We start from the raw sequence: 17,653 nt of genomic DNA, 5'->3' as shown, positions 1-17,653 counted from the left end.
CGGAGACTACCCAAATGACAAGCAAATGGCTGTTCGGTGCAGCTCTGGCTGCCAGCGCGCTGAGCGTTGCGGCGCCGGCTTCTGCCGCCACCAAGTTCGAATTCTGGTACGGCCTGTCCGGCGACCTCAGCGAACGCATCCAGGACATGTGCAAGACCTTCAACGAGTCGCAGGCCGACTATGAGATCGTCTGCGTCAGCCAGGATAATTACGAAGCCAACCTGCAGAACACCATTGCCGCTTTCCGCGCCAACAAGCAGCCCACCATCACCCAGATCAGCGATGGCGGCACGCTCGACCTGATGCTGTCGGGCGCCTACATCCCGGTGCGCCAGTTGATGGAAGAAAACGGCTACCAGATCAATTGGGACGACTATTTCTCCGGCATCGCTTCGTATTATTCGACCTCGAAGGGCGAACTGCTCTCCATGCCGTTCAATTCCTCGACGGCCATGTTCTATTACAATACCGACGCCCTCAAGGCCGTCGGTTTTGAAGGCGCTCCCCAGACCTGGGAACAGGTCGAAAAGATCGCCCGTGATCTCAAAGCCGCTGGCTATGACTGCCCCGTCGCGTTCGATCCGACCGGCACCTGGCAGTGGTGGGAGCAGTTCTCGGCTGCCCACAACCAGCCCATCGCTTCCAAGGGCAATGGCTATGAAGGGCTCGATGCCACCGTGGAATTCAACCACGGCAAGTTTGTCGATCAGCTGACCTGGATCAAGAAGATGTACGACGAGGGTCTGTTCGTCGCCAAGTCCAAGGCCATCGGCGAAACCGCCAACGACGCCTTCGTCAACGCCAAGTGCCAGATGTCGTCCTCCTCGATTGCCGATCACGGCACCTTCGCCAAGCAGGCCATTGAAGGCATGCATTGGGATGTCGCCATGCTCCCGATCTGGGAAGGCACCGAACGCACCAATACGCTGGTGGGCGGCGCTTCGCTGTGGACGCTCAAGGGCTCGACCCCCGAGCAGTACAAGGGCGCGGCGGCGTTCTACGCTTTCCTCGCCACTCCCAAGCAGGCCGAATGGTGGTCGACCGTGACAGGCTACATCCCGGTGACCAATTCGGGCTTCAAGGCCATGACCGACAAGGGCTTTTACGCCAATGCGCCCTATAAGGGCCGCGAACAGGCCATCGAAAGCCTGACCTTCACGCCGCCCACCGAATATACCCGCGGCGTTCGCCTGGGCAATTTCGGCGCGGTGCGCAAGGAAGTCGCCGACGCCATGCAGGAAGTGTTGTTCAACAACGTTCCCGTGCAGCAGGCCCTTGATGGCGCCGCCGAGCGCAGCAACGAAATCCTGCGCCGCTTCGAGCAGACCTATGCCGGTCAGCAACTCCCCTGATCTGACGATGACCAAAGCGCGGGCGGCGAAAGCCGTCCGTGCATTGCTATTTTCTGCGAGGCGGATGGTTCATGGAACGACGCGCATTCTATCGTAACGGCACCTTGCCCTGGTTGCTGCTAGCCCCCCAACTCCTGCTGGTGCTGGTGTTTTTCTACTGGCCCACATCACAGGCGCTCTATTGGGCATTCACGCTCGAACAGGCCTGGGGCGGCGGCAATACCTGGGTTGGCTTCGCCAATTTTCTCGCCATCTTCCGCGACAGCCAATATTGGGCCACTGTCGGCCGCAGCGCCTTCTACGCCATCTGTGCCACGGGCCTGTCCATGGCCATCGCGCTCATGCTCGCCATGTTCGTGGATCGGGCGCTCAAGGGCACTCGCATTTTCCAATCGGTGTTCGTGTGGCCCTATGCCATCGCGGCGCCCGCTGCCGGCGTGGCCTTCCGCTTCATCTTCTCGCCTGAAGCGGGCCTGATCGGCTCGATCAACGATATCTGGCCCGGCATCTGGAGCCCTGCCACCAATGGCTGGCACGCTCTGGGCATGGTCATTGTCTGCCATGCCTGGCTGGGCATCGGCTACAATTTCATCTTCTTCCTCGCGGCTCTGCAGATGATCCCTAAATCGATCTCCGAGGCCGGGGCCATGGATGGTGCGCGCCCGTTCCAGCGCATGCTCGACCTGCAATTGCCGCTGATCGCGCCCACCGTCTTCTTCCTCATGATCATGAACCTGATTTCCAGCTTCACCGACAGCTTCGGGCTGATCGACACCATGACCGAGGGCGGGCCCATCGGGGCCACCGAGGTCATGGTCTACAACATCTATATCGATGGCTTCAAAGGCCTCGATTATTCGGGCGCCGCCGCTCAGTCGATCGTGCTCATGGTCCTCGTCATTGCGCTGACTTTCGTCCAGTTCCGCTGGGTCGAAAAGCGCGTCCACTACAGCTAGGGAGACGACCGTGATCGAACGTTCCCCCATTTTCGACTTCGTCACCTATGCGGCCATGGTGCTGGGCATGTTCCTCGTGCTGGTGCCGTTCTGGATCACGCTGGTGGCCGGCAGCCAGTCGCTGCAGGAAGTCAGCCAGGTGCCGCTGCATCTCTGGCCGTCCACCCACCTGCTCGAGAACATCCAGGCCGCCTGGACCCGTGCTGATCTCGGCCCCAAAATGGTCAATAGCTTCATCGTCGCCATTGGCGTGACGGTGGGCAAGATCGTCCTGGCGGCGCTCAGCGCCTTTGCCATCGTGTTCTTCAACTTCCGCGCCCGCATGCTGTGCTTCTGGCTAATTTTCATCACCCTGATGCTGCCACTCGAAGTGCGCATCGTGCCCACCTATTCCATCGCCGCCAACGCGCTGCTGCCCTTCCAGGTCATCCTCGACACGTTCGGCATTACCGGCCTGGTTGAAAGCCTTTCGGGCATTCGCATTGGGCTCGAATGGAACCTGCTCAATTCCTATACCGGCCTCATCCTGCCGCTGGTCGCTACCGCCACCGGCACGTTCCTTTATCGCCAGTTCTTCATGACCATCCCGGACGAATTGGTCGAAGCCTCCAAGATGGATGGCTCGGGCCCGATGCGGTTCTTCTTCGACGTGCTGCTGCCGCTCAGCCGCACCAATATGCTGGCGCTGGCCACCATCATGTTCGTGTCGAGCTGGAACCAGTATCTCTGGCCGCTGCTGATCACCACCGACCGCGCCAATTTCGGCACCGTGGTGATGCAGCTCAAGGCGCTCATTCCCGCCCAGAACGGCACCCCCGATTGGAACGTCACCATGGCGGGCGCCCTCATCATCATGCTGCCGCCGCTGCTGGTGGTTGCCCTCATGCAGCGCTGGTTCGTGCGCGGCCTCATTTCTCGCGACAAGTGATTGGATCGATCATGTCTGCCATCACCCTCAAATCCGTCAAGAAACGCTACCAGAAATCCCTCGTCGTCCACGGCGTGGATGCCGAGATCGAACAGGGCGAATTCGTCGTCATCCTCGGGCCATCGGGCTGCGGCAAATCCACCCTGCTGCGCATGATTGCAGGCCTTGAAGACATCACCGAAGGCGAAATCCTGATCGGTGGCACTGTCGTCAACAAGCTCGAACCGCGCGAACGCGGCTGCGCCATGGTGTTCCAGAATTACGCGCTCTATCCTCATATGAGCGTGGCCCAGAATATCGGCTATGCCCTCAAGGTCGCTGGCATGCCCCGCGCCGAACGCGAGGCCAAGGTCGCCAAAGTCGCCAAATCGGTGAGCCTGGAACCCTATCTCGACCGCAAGCCGGGCGAGCTGTCGGGCGGCCAGCGCCAGCGCGTCGCCATGGCCCGCGCCATGGTGCGTGAGCCAAAGGTGTTCCTGTTCGACGAACCCTTCTCCAATCTCGATGCCAAGCTGCGCGTGGCCATGCGCGCTGAGGTTCGGAACCTGCACCGTAGCCTGGGCGTCACCTCGGTGTTCGTGACACATGACCAGACCGAGGCCATGACGCTGGCCGATCGGCTGATCATTATGAACTCGGGTGTTGTCGAGCAGATCGGCAAGCCCTCCGAAGTCTATCACCGCCCCGCCAGCCGCTTCGTGGCCGATTTCATCGGCTCCCCGGCCATGAACCTGATCAACGGCTGGTTTGGCGAAGACGGCCATTTCCGCCACGGCAAGGGCGGCATGATCCACCTGCCATCCATCGCCAGCCATGTTGTGAGCCGCGATGTGGCGCTGGGCGTGCGTCCTGAATCGGTCCGCCGCGTCGCCGCCGGCACCAAGGGCGCTCTCGCTGCGGTCGTTGACTATGTCGAAGAACTGGGCGCCGCGCGGCTGATCTATGCCGATGCCGATGGCAGTCGCATCGTCTGCGTCGATGACGGCAATGACGCCCTGGGCACCGGCATGCCGATCCATTTCGCTATCGCCGAGGCCGATCTGCACCTGTTCGACAACACGACCGGCCGCCGCATCGAAACCCGCCCCGGCCAGCGCGCCGCCAGCGATCACCTCGTCACAGCCTGATCATACGGAGACTGACATGAGCAATATTACCGCAACCGGCTTTAATTCCGGCTCCACCGATGGCGAACTCGATAGCCTCGAGGCCGATCTGCGCCGCCTCGCCGATATCGGCGTCGACACGGTCGAGCTGGCCCTGACCAGCATCGACCTGATCAGCGGCGGCCGCATCATCGAAGAGCGCGCCGAACGCCTGCTGGCCATCACCGAGCAATTCGATTTCCGCTACACCGTGCATGGCCTGGTCTCGTCCAATTTCATGGACCCGGACACCCAGCGCTATCAGCTCGATGCCGCCAAGGCGCTGGTCCAGCTCTGCGACCGCGTTGGCTCGGGCATTCTCGTGCAACATGGCGGTGCGTTGCGCGCCGACCAGCTCGTCGAACGCGCCGGCGCCGATCAGCGCGAACGCGAGGCCCTGACCGAACTGGCCGAATTCGCCCGCCCCTATGGCGTGCGCATTGCGCTCGAAAACATCTTCACCACCGAGCTGGGCCAGTATCGCCAGACGCCGGCGGAGGTTGCTGAAACCGTAAAGGCCGTCAATCACCCCAACCTGGTCGCGCTGATCGATTTCAGCCACGCCTATATCGAGAGCACCTATAAGGGCCTCAACTTCCGCGAACAGATCGCCGCCATGGCCCCGGTCACCGGCCATCTGCACGTCCACGACAGCTTCGGCCGCCCGCAGGGCTTCTACAAACCCTTCTTTCCGCAGGAAAACACGGCCATGGGCATTGGCGACCTGCACATGCCGCTGGGCTGGGGCGATATTGATTGGGACAGCATTTTTGGTGAGCTGGATTTCCTGCCGAACACGGTATTGATGATGGAAATTGGCCCCCGCCATCGCAACGAGCAGCCGGCTTGCCTGGAGCGGGCGCGGAAATTGGCTGGATTGGCGGGGGCTGAGGCTATCGCTGCGCAGTAAGCGCGGGTCGGACGGGGCGCCATGCCCCGTCCATCCTACCCCTCATACTTCTCCAAAAACCCTTCCGCCCCCAGCGTCCGGAAATCCGGCAGGGCCTGGTGCAGCCGTTCGTGGCTCCAATCCCACCAGGCCAACCTGTCCAGCCGCCCGGCGACGTCATCTCTGAAGCGCTGCTTGATCGTGCGCGCCGGCACGCCCACGGCGATGGCGAAATCGGCCACGTCCTTGGTCACCACCGCATTGGAGCCGATGATCGCGCCATTGCCGATTTTGATGCCCGGCATGATCACTGCGCCATGCCCGATCCAGGTGTCGTGACCGATGCTGATGCGGCTGGCGGCGCGCCAGTCGAAAAAGTCCTGGTCGTCCGCTTCGCCCTCAAAGTACCAGGCCGAGCGATAGGTGAAATGGTGCAGCGACGCCCGCTCCATTGGGTGCATGCTGGCATAGATGCGCACATGGCTGGCGATATTGGCAAATTTGCCGATATCGGCATAGGCGATCTGGGTGTTCTCGACGCAATAGGAATAGTCGCCCAGCGTTGAGCGCGCGACATGGCTGCCCGCGCCCACTTCAGTATAGCGGCCGAGCGTGGACTCGGTGACATGGGCGGTAGCGTGGATATGGGGCTCGATGCCAAGCTTGGTCATGCGGCAATCCTCGGCGCAAAAGCGGTGACATCCACGATGCGGTCGGCCACCTGATGGCGCACTTCCTCATCGTGGAAAATGCCCAGCAGCGCCGTGCCCGCCGCCTTTTTCTGCGCGATCATCTCGACCACCACGGCTCGATTGGTCGCGTCCAGCGACGCCGTCGGCTCGTCGAGCAACAGCACTTTGTGATCGGTGATGAAGCCGCGCGCAATGTTGACGCGCTGCTGCTCGCCGCCCGAAAACGTCGCCGGGGGCAGGGACCACAGCCGCTCCGGCAGATTGAGCCGCGCCAGTAGCGCCTTGGCCCGTGCCTGCGCTTCGCTCTTGTCGACCCCACGGATCACCAGCGGCTCGGCCACCACATCGAGGGCCGAAACACGCGGCACCGTGCGCAGGAACTGGCTGACATAGGCAATGGTGTCGCGCCGCAGCGTCAACACCAGGCGGGGATCAGCCGTCGCCAGATCGATCTCTGCGCCGTCATGGGCCAGCAGGATCGCTCCGCCATCGACGCCATAATTGCCATAGACCATTTTGAGAATGGAGCTTTTGCCCGCCCCCGATGGCCCGCCGAGGACGACGCATTCGCCGGCATGGACGTCAAAATCGACGTTTTCCACCACGGGGAGCACCACACCGTCGCGCAGGTGCATGGTGAAGGTCTTGGAGAGATTGCGGATGGAAAGGGCGGCGGTCACAGCGTGGCTCCGTAGGTTTGGACAGTGTGTTGACCCCTCATCCGCCCCTTCGGGGCACCTTCTCCCTCAAGGGGAGAAGGGGGGCTCAGAGTTTGAACGGCCACCAGGGCTCCCCTCTCCCCTTGAGGGAGAGGGTGGATCGGCCAGAGGCCGAGACGGGTGAGGGGTTTCTTTCGCATCGTCCTCACACCTGCAAAATCGAAGACACGAGCAATTGCGTATAGGGCTCGCGCGGGTCGTCGAGCACGCGGTCAGTGAGGCCCGCTTCGATCACTCGGCCGTCCTTCATCACCATCATGCGGTGGCTCAGCAGCCGGGCCACCGCCAGATCGTGGGTGACGATGATGGCCGCCAGCCCCAGTTCGCCCACCAGCCCACGCAACAGATCGAGCAGGCGCGCCTGCACCGATACGTCGAGCCCGCCAGTCGGTTCATCCATGAATACCAGGCGCGGCCCCGTCACCAGATTGCGGGCAATCTGCAGGCGCTGGCGCATGCCCCCCGAGAAGGAGCGCGGTTGATCGTCGATGCGGTCGGCGGCGATTTCCACGCGGCCCAGCCAATCCACCGCCGTCTCGCGGATATGGCCATAATGGCGGTCGCCCACCGCCATCAGCCGCTCGCCCACATTGGCGCCGGCCGACACTGTCATGCGCAAACCATCGGCCGGGTTCTGGTGCACGAAGCCCCAGTCCGTGCGCATCAGAAAGCGCCGCTCGGCCTCGCTCAGCTCGTAAAGATTGCGCCAGACCTCGTCGCGCATGCGATATTCCGTCCGGCCCGAACTGGGTTCGAGATGGGTGGACAGGCAATTGAGCAGCGTCGTCTTGCCCGATCCGCTCTCGCCCACAATGGCCAGCACTTCGCCGGGCCATAGCTCGAACGACACATCGGTGCAGCCCAGGCGATTGCCGTAATATTTGCTCAGGCCCTCGACCCGCAGCAGGGGTTGCTCGCTCATTCCGCCGCCTCCAGTTCTTCCCCGCTCAGGTGGCCGCGATGGCCCTCGGCGCGGCGCTCTTCGCAATTGTCGGTGTCCGAGCACACGAACATGTGCCCGCCACGGTCATCCAGGATCACCTCGTCGAGGTAGACGCCGGTAGCAGCGCATAGGGCGCAGGGCTGTGTAAAGTGCTGGATTTCGAAGGGGTGATCTTCAAAATCGAGGCTCACCACTTCGGTAAAGGGTGGCACGGCATAAATCCGCATTTCGCGCCCCGCGCCGAACAGCTGCAGCGCCGGCGACATATGCATTTTGGGGTTGTCGAATTTGGGCGTGGGCGAGGGGTCCATCACATAGCGGCCCTCGACCTTGACCGGATAGGCGTAGGTCGTGGCGATCTGGCCATGCTTGGCAATGTCCTCATAGAGTTTGACATGCATCAGCCCATATTCCTCGAGCGCATGCATTTTGCGCGTCTCGGTTTCGCGCGGTTCGAGGAAGCGCAGCGGCTCGGGGATCGGCACCTGGTAGACCAGCACCTGGCCCGCCTTGAGGGGCTTTTCTGGAATGCGGTGGCGGGTCTGGATGATGGTGGCGTCTGATGTATGCGTGGTGGTCGCGACGTTGGCGACCTTGGCGAAGAAGGCCCGGATGGACACCGCATTGGTCGTGTCATCGGCGCCCTGATCGATCACCTTGAGCACATCGTCCGGCCCGATGATCGCCGCCGTCACCTGCACCCCGCCCGTGCCCCAGCCATAGGGCATGGGCATTTCGCGGCTGGCAAACGGCACCTGATAGCCGGGAATGGCGATGGCCTTGAGGATAGACCGCCGGATCATCCGCTTGGTCTGCTCATCGAGATAGGCAAAATTGTAATGCGCGATGGCGGTCATTTTCTTACCTCGCAAAAGTCTACTCCACCCACGGTGTCATTCCCGCGAAAGCGGGAACCTCCGTTTAAGGTGCTGGCAAAGGAAACAGGGGTTCCCGCTTTCGCGGGAATGACATTGTGGAGGGGCGACGGCATCATTCGGCCGCCTCCTTGTGTGCTTCCTGTTCAGCCCGCATCCGCCGCACTACGTCGAGTTCGGCCTGGAAATCCACGTAATGGGGCAGCTTGAGGTGCTCGACGAAGCCGGTGGACTGCACATTGTCGAGGTGGCTGATGACGAATTCCTCGTCCTGCGCCGGGGCCACCACGTCCTCGCCGAACTCGCGGGCGCGCAGCGCCCGGTCGCACAGCGACATCGACATGGCCTTGCGCTCGGACTGACCGAACACCAGCCCATAGCCGCGGGTAAACTGCGGCGGCACCTTGGCCGAGCCCTTGAACTGGTTCACCATCTGGCACTCGGTGACCCGCACACGGCCCAGGCTCACCGCAAAGCCAAGCTCGGCAATGTCGAGTTCCACCTCGACCTCCCCGATGCGGATTTCGCCGACAAAGGGGTGCGTTCTGGCGTAACCGCGCTGTGTCGAATAGCCGAGCGCGAGCAGGAACCCTTCATCGCCCCGCGCCAATGCCTGCAGCCGCAAATCACGGTCCAGCGGGTATTGCAGGGGCTCGCGCGTCAGGTCGCCGATTTCGTGTTCTTCGGCGTTCAGGGCCTGCTCGCCGGAATCGAGCTCGATCAGCCCTTCGTGGGCCAATAGGTCGGTGACGCGGGGTGCTTGCTCCGGGTCGGCAGGCCGCCGGACTGGCGTTGCGACCTCACCGCCCTCGGCCACTGCCGGGTCGAGCAGGCGGTGGGTATAGTCAAAGGTGGGGCCCAACATTTGCCCGCCCGGCAAATCCTTGAACGTCGCTGAAACTCGGCGCTCGATCAGCATCTTGGCGGTGTCGATCGGCACCGAATAGCCGAAGCGGGGCAGGGTGGTGCGATAGGCGCGCACGAGGAAAATCGCCTCGATCAGATCGCCCCGCGACTGGATGATAGCGAGCGCCGCCAGATCCCGGTCATAGAGCGAGCCTTCCGCCATGCAGCGATCGACGGCCAGGCCAAGTTGCTGAATAATCTGCTCAATTCCGAGTGCCGGCACGTCCCGGTCGCCCCGCCGCCGGTCGGCCAGCAGAGCATGTGCATTGGCAATGGCGGCTTCCCCGCCCTTTACGGCCACATACATTTAAGCGTCCTTCCCAATAATTCGCGTGGTCCGCGGCAGCCCGATCACCGCTCCATCGGCCACCAGCAGCAGGTCCACCCCGCGCGGAAACTGCGCCCGGTTTTCCGCCCACTGATCGAGGAAGTCTTCGGGCAGGCCGAGTGGGGATATCTCGACGCTATGCTCGATCCCCGGACCCTTCAGCACGAGGGCATCGCCGCCGCTCAATGCCGCAACAGCCACGATGATCGTGGTCGAGCGGTCCGGGTAAATATCCGTGCCAGGCGAAAAGTGCTTCAGTTTCAATGCATTGCTGTCACGCAGCACCGCGAATTGCGCCTGCTCCGGTGCAACGTTCAGGGGCGAGCCGATATGGAATCGCAACCAGCCGGTTACCGCTTCAGTTGCTAGATCAGGCTCCAGCCACACGCCGGTATCGTGATCGCACAGGGTCAGCAGCACTGCTGCCAGTTCCGGCGTCAGCGGCGCGGGCGGGGTCAGATCAAGCGCCAGGTCCTGAAGTGTCCCTGGATTGGCCAGCGCATCCATCAGGGCGCGAAAGCCCTGTTGGGCCTGCATGACCGGGTCGGCAAAGCCGCCGTCGAGCATCAGATTATCCATCAAACATCCCCTCGCACCATGGTGAAGAAATCGACCTTGGTGGCGGCCGCTTCCTCGCGTTTCTGCTGGTCGGCATGGCTCCCCACAGCCCGTAGCGGGGCCAGCACTTCGGCCTCCACCCGCTCCGGCTCCCGCTGGAACAGCGCATCGAACACCGCAATCAGCCGCGCCTTTTCCAGATCGCGGCCCAGGCAATAGCCATGGCCCACTTCGCCGCTGGCCAATCGGACGCTCGCCCGGCTCACGCTGGTCTCGCCCAGATTGAACGGCGCGCCGCCGCCACCGGCTCGACCGCGCACCATGACGAGCCCGGTTTCGGGACCACGCAAGGCGCGGAATTCGGGCTTCTCGGCCCAGTCGCTCCACCGCGCTGTCAGGGCCGCGCTCTCGGCTGCCGCCAGGGCATTCAATGCCAACCGCCTCGGTTCTGTCGTCATATCGCTTGCCTCTACTTGTCTAATAAACTAGACAACATAAATCCTGATTCCGGTCTTAGGCGCCCTGTGTGAATTTGCAATGACAAAAACCGAGTCCGCGTCCGAATCCCATCTCAGCGGCGTCGCGCTGTGGCGGCGCATTGCCGATGCCATCCGGCTCGACATCGTCGGCGGCAAGCGCCAACCGGGCGATCGGCTGCCCGGGGAAACCGAACTGGCTGAGCGCTTTTCGGCCAATCGGCATACCGTCCGCCGGGCGCTGGCGGCGCTCCAGGCGGAGGGTGTCATTCGCACCGAACAGGGCCGTGGCAGCTTTGTCGACCAGGCGCGCCGCGTCAGCTATCGCATTGGCAAGCGGACCCGGTTTTCGGAGAACCTGGTCGGCCAGGCCGCTACGATTTCGCGCGATATGCTGTCCTCGCGGCTGGAAAACGCGACGACCAGCGTGGCGGCGGCGCTCGGCCTGCGGGCGGGAACCAAGGTGACGCGGCTGGAAACCCTATCATCAGCGGATAACCGCCCTATGTCGCGAGCGACGATCTGGCTGAGCTATGCGGCCTTCGCCGATTTTGCCGTGCGCTTTGCGGAAAACCCGTCCATCACGGCGACGCTGGCCAGTTACGGCATTGCCGACTATGCCCGCGCCAGCACCCGCATTTCGGCCCGCCACGCCGATGCCGACGAAACGGCAACGCTGAAACTCGCCCCCGGCGCCATTCTGCTGGTGTCCGAGGCGGTCGATACGGACCTTGCGGGCAAGCCCTTGCTCTATGCGCTGAGCCGCTTCCCGGCAGATCTGATGGAACTGGTGGTCTAGGACCAATAGACGTTCAGCGAGCCACCGCGCCGTCTCCTCCCCCTTGAGGGGAGGGCTCAGCTTTTCGCTAGCGAAAAGCGGGGGTGGGGGTTCTGCGGCATCAACATGCTCAATGCTTGCGGAGCCTTCAGAACCCCCACCCTCAATCCCTCCCCTCAAGGGGGAGGGAGGCAGATCGTGGCGATCCTAAACCCGTTCCGCCTGAGCTTGCTGCAAGAGGTCAAGAAAACGCTCGCCGGCGTCCTGCAACTGCCCGGAATTGTCTATCGAGACACTCTCGACACCCGGCACGGCGACATCAAGCTGGCGCGCCAGGCGCTGGCGAATGGCTTCGGCATCCTCGCGGCCGCGTGCTGCCAGCCGCTGGGCGATAATCTCCGGGCGGGCTGAAATAGTGGCCACGATGACCCGGTGATAGCGGGTGGCGGCCTCGCCAATCACCTGTCGCGATACATTGGCGATGACGACACGACCAGCGGCAATGTCGTTGTCGATGGAGCGCGGCAGGCCATAGCGCAGGCCATGGGCCTGCCAATGCAGCGCCAGCCCGTTGGACCGGGCCAGCGCCTCAAAATGCGCTTCGCTGAGGCTATCGTGATCTTCGGCCGCGCGATCGGCGGGACGGGTGACGATGCGGCGCACAAAGGTGAATTCAGCGCGTCCGGCCAGACGCTGGCGCGCAAAGTCGATCAGCGAATCCTTGCCCGATCCGCTGGGGCCGACTACGGCGATGAAGGCACCGGAAGGCTCCGAACTCATATCACCCGGTTCCCTTCGCGCCAGACGGTGCGCACGATGGGCACGCCATCCTGTACGCGCACGCGCACCAGATCGGCCCGCTTGCCCATGGCGATCTCGCCGCGGTCGTGCAGGCTTGCCGCTTCGGCGGGGTGCTTGGATACCAGTCGCACGGCATGGGGTAGCGTGATGGAGTCAACGCTATCGCCCAGCGAGAAGGCTGCCTGCAACAGGCTGAAGGGGATGTAATCGGACGACAGAATGTCGAGCAGGCCGTGCTCGGCCAGTTCGCGCGCCGAGACATTGCCTGAATGGGAGGAGCCGCGCACCACATTGGGCGCGCCCATCAACACGGCCATGCCAGCCTCATGCGAGGCGCGGGCGGCTTCGACCGTTGTTGGGAATTCAGCGACATCGATGCCCTGGGCAATGGCCTCGTCGACATGGCCCAGCGTGGCGTCGTCATGGCTGGCCAGCACGATATCGTTGGCCTGGCAGAATTGCGAAATCGCCGCGCGATGCGGCCCGGCATGCATTTCCGAGTCGCGAATGCGGCGCGCCGAAAAGTCGGCCAGGGCCTGATCGCTCATCTTGAGCTTGCCCTGGTAATAGACGCGATAGGCGTCGAGATTGGCAAACTGCCGTTGGCCGGGTGCGTGGTCCATCAATGAGGCCAGGCGCACCAGCGGGTGGTGCTGCAGCAGTTCGAAACCTTCGAGACAATCGGGCGCGGAAACCTCGCAGCGCAGATGGATGAAGTGGTCGGCGCGCAGGCGGCCCGCTTGCTTGCCGCCGGCAATGGCTTCGGCCAGGACCAGCATTTCGGTGGAGCCCATGTCGGATTGCTCGTCGATGCCGACCCGCAGGGCATCGAACACGGTGGTAATGCCGGAGGCGGCGACCTGGGCGTCATGGGCCTGCACCGCGGCAATGGCGTTCCAGCGCACTTTGGGGCGCGGCGCATAGTGGTTTTCGAGGTGGTCGGTATGCAGTTCGATCAGGCCCGGAATGACGTAGTCGCCATCCATGTCTTCGCCATGCGCCGAAGCCGCCGAGATATCGGCGATCAGGCCATCGCGCAGCAGGATCGCGCCCTCGATGACTTCGTCGGCCAGGACAATCCTTGCATTGGTGAGAACGGTTTCGGCGGCATTCTTCTGCGTCATGGATCAAGCAATCTTGCGTCGGCGTTGAGTGATAAACTGGTGACTGGAATGGACGAAGAACGGAGCATTCGGCTCCGGCTCCACGAACAGGGCAACTTGCCCGATATGCAATGGCGCTGTGGCAAGGTCGCCGAAATGGCGCTGCAATACCAGCGCCACATGATCACGTTCCAGCTCATCGATGGGGCCGGTCAGCGTCATGTGAAAGCGGAACTGGTCGAACACATTGGGGTGGCCCCAATTGCGCAGATTATCGAATTGCTGGCCGTTGAACCGTCCGATATCGCCCCGCGCCAGATCAAGATCGGTGATCGGGCTGCGATAGATATCAAAGGCGGTGACGAAATCGGCCGCCAGATCATTGAGTTCGAGCATGGGCAATGCCGGCACCAGCGCAAAGGCATTCTGGATCGGCGCGATGCGCATCTCCGGCACGGTGACGGAAGGCAGACGGCGGCAGAACCGGTCGAGCGCTAATTGCAGATCGGCTATTTCGTAGTCGGGGGCCAGGCGGAACGGGGCTTTCAGCGTGCCGTGAAAGCCGAAACGGCGCGGTGCGGCGGTGAGGAAAGCGTGGTCGGTTTCCACCAATCCCTCCACCGGCCAGCTCACCCGCGCACCGGTATACGGGTCACGCCTAAGCCATTGCGCCGCGGCAATCTGCAGCGGGTCATCGGGCGGAGGAACAAAATAGATCGCGCAACGCATATTGGGCTCACACTGATCCCTATGCGTTATCGGAACTCTGTGACAATTCGACAAATGTCTAGTTTAGCGCACAAGTTCTTTTCGGGCCCTGCGACCCGAAAAGAGGTGCCGCTGGCGGCTATTTCGGCGCAGGGCAGCTATTGGTCGGTTCGACCTTGAGTACGGGGAAGCAATCCTTCCAGGCCTCGGTGCGCGGCGGCCAGGGGGTGAGGAATTCCGGGCTTTCTTCCAGCTGGAGAATGCCCTGCGCCTGCAAATTCTTCACGCGGCCATCGAGATATTCCTTGATGACGCTGATCTGCCCGTCTGCCACGGTGGCAACCCAGACGTCGTTGACCACCTGGCGATTGCCGCGCTGAAAGGTGCGGAATTGCAATTCGGCGGCAACGCGGCCGGTCTCGGTGTCGATATAGAAGGCGTCGGCGGGCAGGAAAATGCTGGTATCGCTAGCCTGCTCACAGAACAGTTTGAGGTCGGCCAGGACAGCGTCGACCCCGGTAATGTGGCTGGTGGGGTAGGAGAAATCGACGTCAGGCGCGACCGTCTTGGCCATCAGGTCGCTATTGCAGCTGGCCCAGGAACTGGCGAGGTCGAGGATCAGATCCTGGAATTGCGCCCGAGGGCTGCCGGCCTCTTCGATGGCGCCGGAATATTCGACACCGGGCCGGACTTCGGCAGCAGACAGCGCAACGGGCAGACAGGGCAGCATGGTCAATACAGCGGTAAGCATGCGGACATTGCGCTTGAGCATCTCGGCATCTCCTGATGATCGATTATCGAACTTGTGTTCGATTAATGAATATCAAGACAGTCCTTGCGGTTCACGCCCAGTCAGTTTTTCCGAATGTCAGGAATGCGTCCGTGACATAACTGTGACGGTGCCGAGTTGTTGTTGTGGCGGTGGTCCCTCACAGTAGACCTCACCCTGTCGAAGGGCGAGGGCGTGGCGAGATGGTGCCACGACCTCGTGGTTCGACAGGCTCACCATGAGGTCTACTGCGGGCGCCTGCTAAGCGCTGTGCCAAATATGTTGCGAAACAGGCAGGCGGTGGTGATGGGGCCGACACCATCGGGCGCATGAGTGACTGCGGTGGCCTTGCCTTCAACGCTTGCGAGATCGACATCGCCCAGAATCTGTCCATTGCTGCGGCTGATGCCGACATCGATCAGGATGGCCCCTTGAGCGATGTGATCGGCGGTGATCAATCCGGCCACGCCGGTTGCGCTCACGACGATGTCGGCTTGCCGCGTTAATGCGGCCAGATCGCGTGTTGCGGCGTGTCCCACGGACACTGTGGCGTTACGGTCGAGCAGCATCATGGTCAGCGGGCGCCCGACGACGGGGGAGGCGCCGACCACGGCAACCTTCGCCCCGGCCAGATTGCCGAACAGGGCCTCGGCGCAGATCACGCTGGCTTGTGCCGTCGCAGCGCCTCGGCCGGGTGCGCCCAGCAGCAGGTTGCCGGCGTTCATCGGGTGGAGGCCATCGACGTCCTTTTCCGCGCCAATCGCCAGCGCGGCCGCAATAGCATCGACTCCCTGGGGCAGGGGGTAGAGCGTGATCACCGCATCGACAGCGGGGTCGTCGCGCAGGGCGGCCAATTGCCGGTAGATCGCCAGCGGATCGCTCGCGTAGGCCAGCACAGTCAGCGCAATGCCGGCCTGTTCCGCCATCTCCTGTTGCCGGGTGGCATAGGCGCGGGCGCCGGCATTGCTGGCATCGAGCAGCACGCGGCAGGTGGGGCGAATTCCGGCATCCTGCGCGCGGCGCAAGGTTTCGGCATGCACGTCGCGGGCGATGTCGAGGCCGGAGAATATGCGTGTCTGCACCGGGTGCCCCTAGAAGGTCAGGCCGACATCGGCCGCGCATTGGCGCAGTTTGGGGAACATGACCTGCTCAATATGTTCGGGCTGATAGCGGCTCTGCGGGAAGATGATCGAGATGGCGCCGATGACCTTGCCGCCCACGCCCAGCACCGGCACGGCCAGGGAATCCACGCCCTCGACATATTCGGCATCGGCAAAGCAATAGCCCTTGGCGCGGATCGCGCCGAGCTGGGCGATGAGCTTGTCCTTGCTGGTTTCGGTGTGCTGGGTATGGGCGGTCAGCGGCGCATCGGCAATGATCGCCTCGCGGGTTTCCGCATCGAGAAAGGCCAGCATGGCGCGGCCGGCGGCGGTGGGCAGCAGGGGAATGCGGCTGCCGGTGGTGACCATGTTGAGGGTGAAGCGCGCCGGGCCATAGGAATGGGCGACGTAAACCGCCTCGGTATCGTCCAGCATGCTGAAGGACACGGCCTCACCCACCTCGTCGGAGGTGAGGCGCAGGATGGGCTGGATGATCTGCGAAATGCCGCGGCCTTCAACAAAGCCCTGGGTCAGGCGCAGCACATGGGGGGTGAGCTCGTAGCGGCCCCGGTCGCTGGCGAGATAGCCGAGCTGTTCGAGCGTCCGCACCAGCCGCCGCGCCACCGCCCGGCTGAGATTGGTTTTCTGCGCCACTTCGGCCATGGTCAGCATGCGGTTCTTGCCGTCGAAGGCGCAGATGACCTCCAGGCCCTTGGCAAAGGTCAGCGAAACTTCCTTGTCGTCCGCGTCCAGCCTGCGCATGTTCATGCATCCCCAAATCAAAATCATCTTAGTGATGTTCGATAATAGATCAATCGTTCGGTTAGCGAGCGATGGTCCGTATGTGTGCCTATATATTGTGCATCACGAAATTCGGCCTTCAAGATAATCAATCGGCTTGACCGTGCCGCCAAACTGGCCTTAGGCTCTACATAACGAACATTAATTCGATAATCGAACGTGCTGGGAGCGAGGGGCGGGGGCTGCTGATTGGCGGCACCAGAACTCGTCCGCACGCCTCGTCGCGACTGCCCTAAGGATCGGAATGAAAGTCCACGTCATCTATGCCCACCCTCTGGCCGATAGCCTTGCCGCGCATTTGCATCAGGTGACGGTGGAGAGCCTCGTCCAGGCGGGGCATGAGGTGGACGATCTCGACCTTTATGCCGACAATTTCGACCCCATCCTGTCGCCGCAGGATCGGCGCGACTATCACGACACGGCCATCAATCAGCGCAAGGTCGCGGGATATGTCGAGCGGCTGCAAAGCTGCGAGGGGCTGGTGCTGTGCCACCCGGTATGGAATTTCGGCTGGCCGGCCATTCTGAAGGGTTATTTCGACCGCGTGTTCCTGCCCGATGTGTCGTTCAAGCTGGTGGATGGGCAGGTTTCGCCCGGCCTCAAGAACATTCGGAAGCTGGCGACCGTCACGACCTATGGCTCCAAGCGCTGGCGCGCGGCCGTGTTGGGCGATGCGCCGCGCAAGAATGGCACGCGCTTTTTGCGCGTCGTCTGCCACCCAAGGGTCAAAGTGCGCTATCACGCATTATACGACATCAACAATGCAACGCCGGAACGCACCGATGCCTACATCGCCAAGATCCGCGCCGAAATGCTGAAGTTCTAG

Annotated in this window: 20 protein-coding genes; 7 read left to right on the top strand and 13 right to left on the bottom strand. The window is 62.6% G+C overall.

Annotation, left to right across the window (positions count from 1 at the left end; all coding sequences use genetic code 11):
• Positions 1-14 precede the first annotated feature (14 nt).
• The 5 genes from N8A98_RS22700 (at position 15) to N8A98_RS22680 (ending at position 5,291) form a co-directional block, all read left to right on the top strand.
• A complete protein-coding gene (locus N8A98_RS22700) occupies positions 15-1,352 on the top strand; it encodes an extracellular solute-binding protein (protein ID WP_113123202.1) in 1,338 nt (445 codons plus the stop codon).
• 71 nt (positions 1,353-1,423) lie between these two features.
• Positions 1,424-2,308 (top strand): ABC transporter permease subunit, encoded by an 885-nt coding sequence (locus tag N8A98_RS22695; RefSeq protein ID WP_262168723.1) that lies wholly within the window; start codon positions 1,424-1,426, stop codon positions 2,306-2,308.
• 10 nt (positions 2,309-2,318) lie between these two features.
• Positions 2,319-3,236 carry an ABC transporter permease subunit gene (locus tag N8A98_RS22690; protein ID WP_262168721.1) on the top strand — a complete coding sequence of 306 codons (918 nt, stop codon included), beginning with the start codon at positions 2,319-2,321 and terminating at the stop codon, positions 3,234-3,236.
• 11 nt (positions 3,237-3,247) lie between these two features.
• Entirely contained in the window at positions 3,248-4,363 is a 1,116-nt protein-coding gene (locus tag N8A98_RS22685) for an ABC transporter ATP-binding protein (RefSeq protein WP_262168719.1), read from the top strand.
• 16 nt (positions 4,364-4,379) lie between these two features.
• Positions 4,380-5,291 carry a TIM barrel protein gene (locus tag N8A98_RS22680; protein ID WP_262168717.1) on the top strand — a complete coding sequence of 304 codons (912 nt, stop codon included), beginning with the start codon at positions 4,380-4,382 and terminating at the stop codon, positions 5,289-5,291.
• Between the two features lie 35 nt (positions 5,292-5,326).
• On the opposite strand, the gene N8A98_RS22675 is transcribed toward N8A98_RS22680, so the two are convergent.
• The 7 genes from N8A98_RS22675 to phnG form a co-directional block, all read right to left on the bottom strand.
• Positions 5,327-5,941 carry a DapH/DapD/GlmU-related protein gene (locus N8A98_RS22675; RefSeq protein WP_262168715.1) on the bottom strand — a complete coding sequence of 205 codons (615 nt, stop codon included), beginning with the start codon at positions 5,939-5,941 and terminating at the stop codon, positions 5,327-5,329.
• On the bottom strand, positions 5,938-6,597 hold the full coding sequence (gene phnL / locus N8A98_RS22670) for a phosphonate C-P lyase system protein PhnL (protein WP_262172115.1): 660 nt from the start codon (positions 6,595-6,597) through the stop codon (positions 5,938-5,940). The genes N8A98_RS22675 and phnL overlap by 4 nt, the downstream gene beginning before the upstream one ends.
• 229 nt (positions 6,598-6,826) lie before the next feature.
• On the bottom strand, positions 6,827-7,603 hold the full coding sequence (gene phnK / locus N8A98_RS22665; RefSeq protein ID WP_262168713.1) for a phosphonate C-P lyase system protein PhnK: 777 nt from the start codon (positions 7,601-7,603) through the stop codon (positions 6,827-6,829).
• A complete protein-coding gene (locus N8A98_RS22660; RefSeq protein ID WP_262168711.1) occupies positions 7,600-8,481 on the bottom strand; it encodes an alpha-D-ribose 1-methylphosphonate 5-phosphate C-P-lyase PhnJ in 882 nt (293 codons plus the stop codon). The genes phnK and N8A98_RS22660 overlap by 4 nt, the downstream gene beginning before the upstream one ends.
• A 133-nt stretch (positions 8,482-8,614) precedes the next feature.
• The gene (locus N8A98_RS22655; RefSeq protein ID WP_262168710.1) at positions 8,615-9,712 is read right to left on the bottom strand and encodes a carbon-phosphorus lyase complex subunit; all 1,098 of its coding nucleotides are present in this window, start codon (positions 9,710-9,712) and stop codon (positions 8,615-8,617) included.
• On the bottom strand, positions 9,713-10,312 hold the full coding sequence (gene phnH, locus N8A98_RS22650; RefSeq protein ID WP_262168709.1) for a phosphonate C-P lyase system protein PhnH: 600 nt from the start codon (positions 10,310-10,312) through the stop codon (positions 9,713-9,715).
• Positions 10,312-10,749, bottom strand: coding sequence for a phosphonate C-P lyase system protein PhnG (gene phnG, locus N8A98_RS22645; protein ID WP_262168708.1), 438 nt, complete (start codon positions 10,747-10,749; stop codon positions 10,312-10,314). The genes phnH and phnG overlap by 1 nt, the downstream gene beginning before the upstream one ends.
• A gap of 79 nt (positions 10,750-10,828) precedes the next feature.
• Here phnG and phnF point away from each other — a divergent pair, with 79 nt between their 5' ends.
• The gene (phnF, locus tag N8A98_RS22640; protein ID WP_262168707.1) at positions 10,829-11,566 is read left to right on the top strand and encodes a phosphonate metabolism transcriptional regulator PhnF; all 738 of its coding nucleotides are present in this window, start codon (positions 10,829-10,831) and stop codon (positions 11,564-11,566) included.
• Positions 11,567-11,752: 186 nt separating this feature from the next.
• Here phnF and phnN read toward each other — a convergent pair whose 3' ends face one another.
• From phnN to N8A98_RS22610, 6 genes are all read right to left on the bottom strand, one after another.
• Positions 11,753-12,325, bottom strand: a complete 573-nt coding sequence (phnN, locus tag N8A98_RS22635; RefSeq protein ID WP_262168706.1) for a phosphonate metabolism protein/1,5-bisphosphokinase (PRPP-forming) PhnN — start codon at positions 12,323-12,325, stop codon at positions 11,753-11,755.
• Positions 12,322-13,470: an alpha-D-ribose 1-methylphosphonate 5-triphosphate diphosphatase gene (locus N8A98_RS22630; protein WP_262168704.1), complete on the bottom strand. Its 1,149-nt coding sequence runs from the start codon at positions 13,468-13,470 to the stop codon at positions 12,322-12,324. The genes phnN and N8A98_RS22630 overlap by 4 nt, the downstream gene beginning before the upstream one ends.
• Before the next feature lie 3 nt (positions 13,471-13,473).
• The gene (locus tag N8A98_RS22625; RefSeq protein ID WP_262168702.1) at positions 13,474-14,178 is read right to left on the bottom strand and encodes a DUF1045 domain-containing protein; all 705 of its coding nucleotides are present in this window, start codon (positions 14,176-14,178) and stop codon (positions 13,474-13,476) included.
• Positions 14,179-14,296: 118 nt separating this feature from the next.
• Positions 14,297-14,929: a nuclear transport factor 2 family protein gene (locus N8A98_RS22620; RefSeq protein WP_262168700.1), complete on the bottom strand. Its 633-nt coding sequence runs from the start codon at positions 14,927-14,929 to the stop codon at positions 14,297-14,299.
• Positions 14,930-15,171: 242 nt separating this feature from the next.
• Positions 15,172-16,008, bottom strand: coding sequence for a bifunctional 5,10-methylenetetrahydrofolate dehydrogenase/5,10-methenyltetrahydrofolate cyclohydrolase (locus N8A98_RS22615; protein WP_262168699.1), 837 nt, complete (start codon positions 16,006-16,008; stop codon positions 15,172-15,174).
• Between the two features lie 9 nt (positions 16,009-16,017).
• On the bottom strand, positions 16,018-16,788 hold the full coding sequence (locus tag N8A98_RS22610) for an IclR family transcriptional regulator domain-containing protein (RefSeq protein ID WP_262168697.1): 771 nt from the start codon (positions 16,786-16,788) through the stop codon (positions 16,018-16,020).
• A gap of 283 nt (positions 16,789-17,071) precedes the next feature.
• Between N8A98_RS22610 and N8A98_RS22605 the strand changes: the two genes are divergently transcribed.
• Complete coding sequence (locus N8A98_RS22605; RefSeq protein ID WP_262168695.1) at positions 17,072-17,653, top strand: NAD(P)H-dependent oxidoreductase; 582 nt, start codon at positions 17,072-17,074, stop codon at positions 17,651-17,653.

The sequence above is a fragment of the Devosia neptuniae genome (assembly GCF_025452235.1).
In the GTDB taxonomy this organism is placed as follows: domain Bacteria; phylum Pseudomonadota; class Alphaproteobacteria; order Rhizobiales; family Devosiaceae; genus Devosia.
Note: the sequence above shows the minus strand (reverse complement) of the source record. Positions and strands in the feature narration are given on the sequence as shown.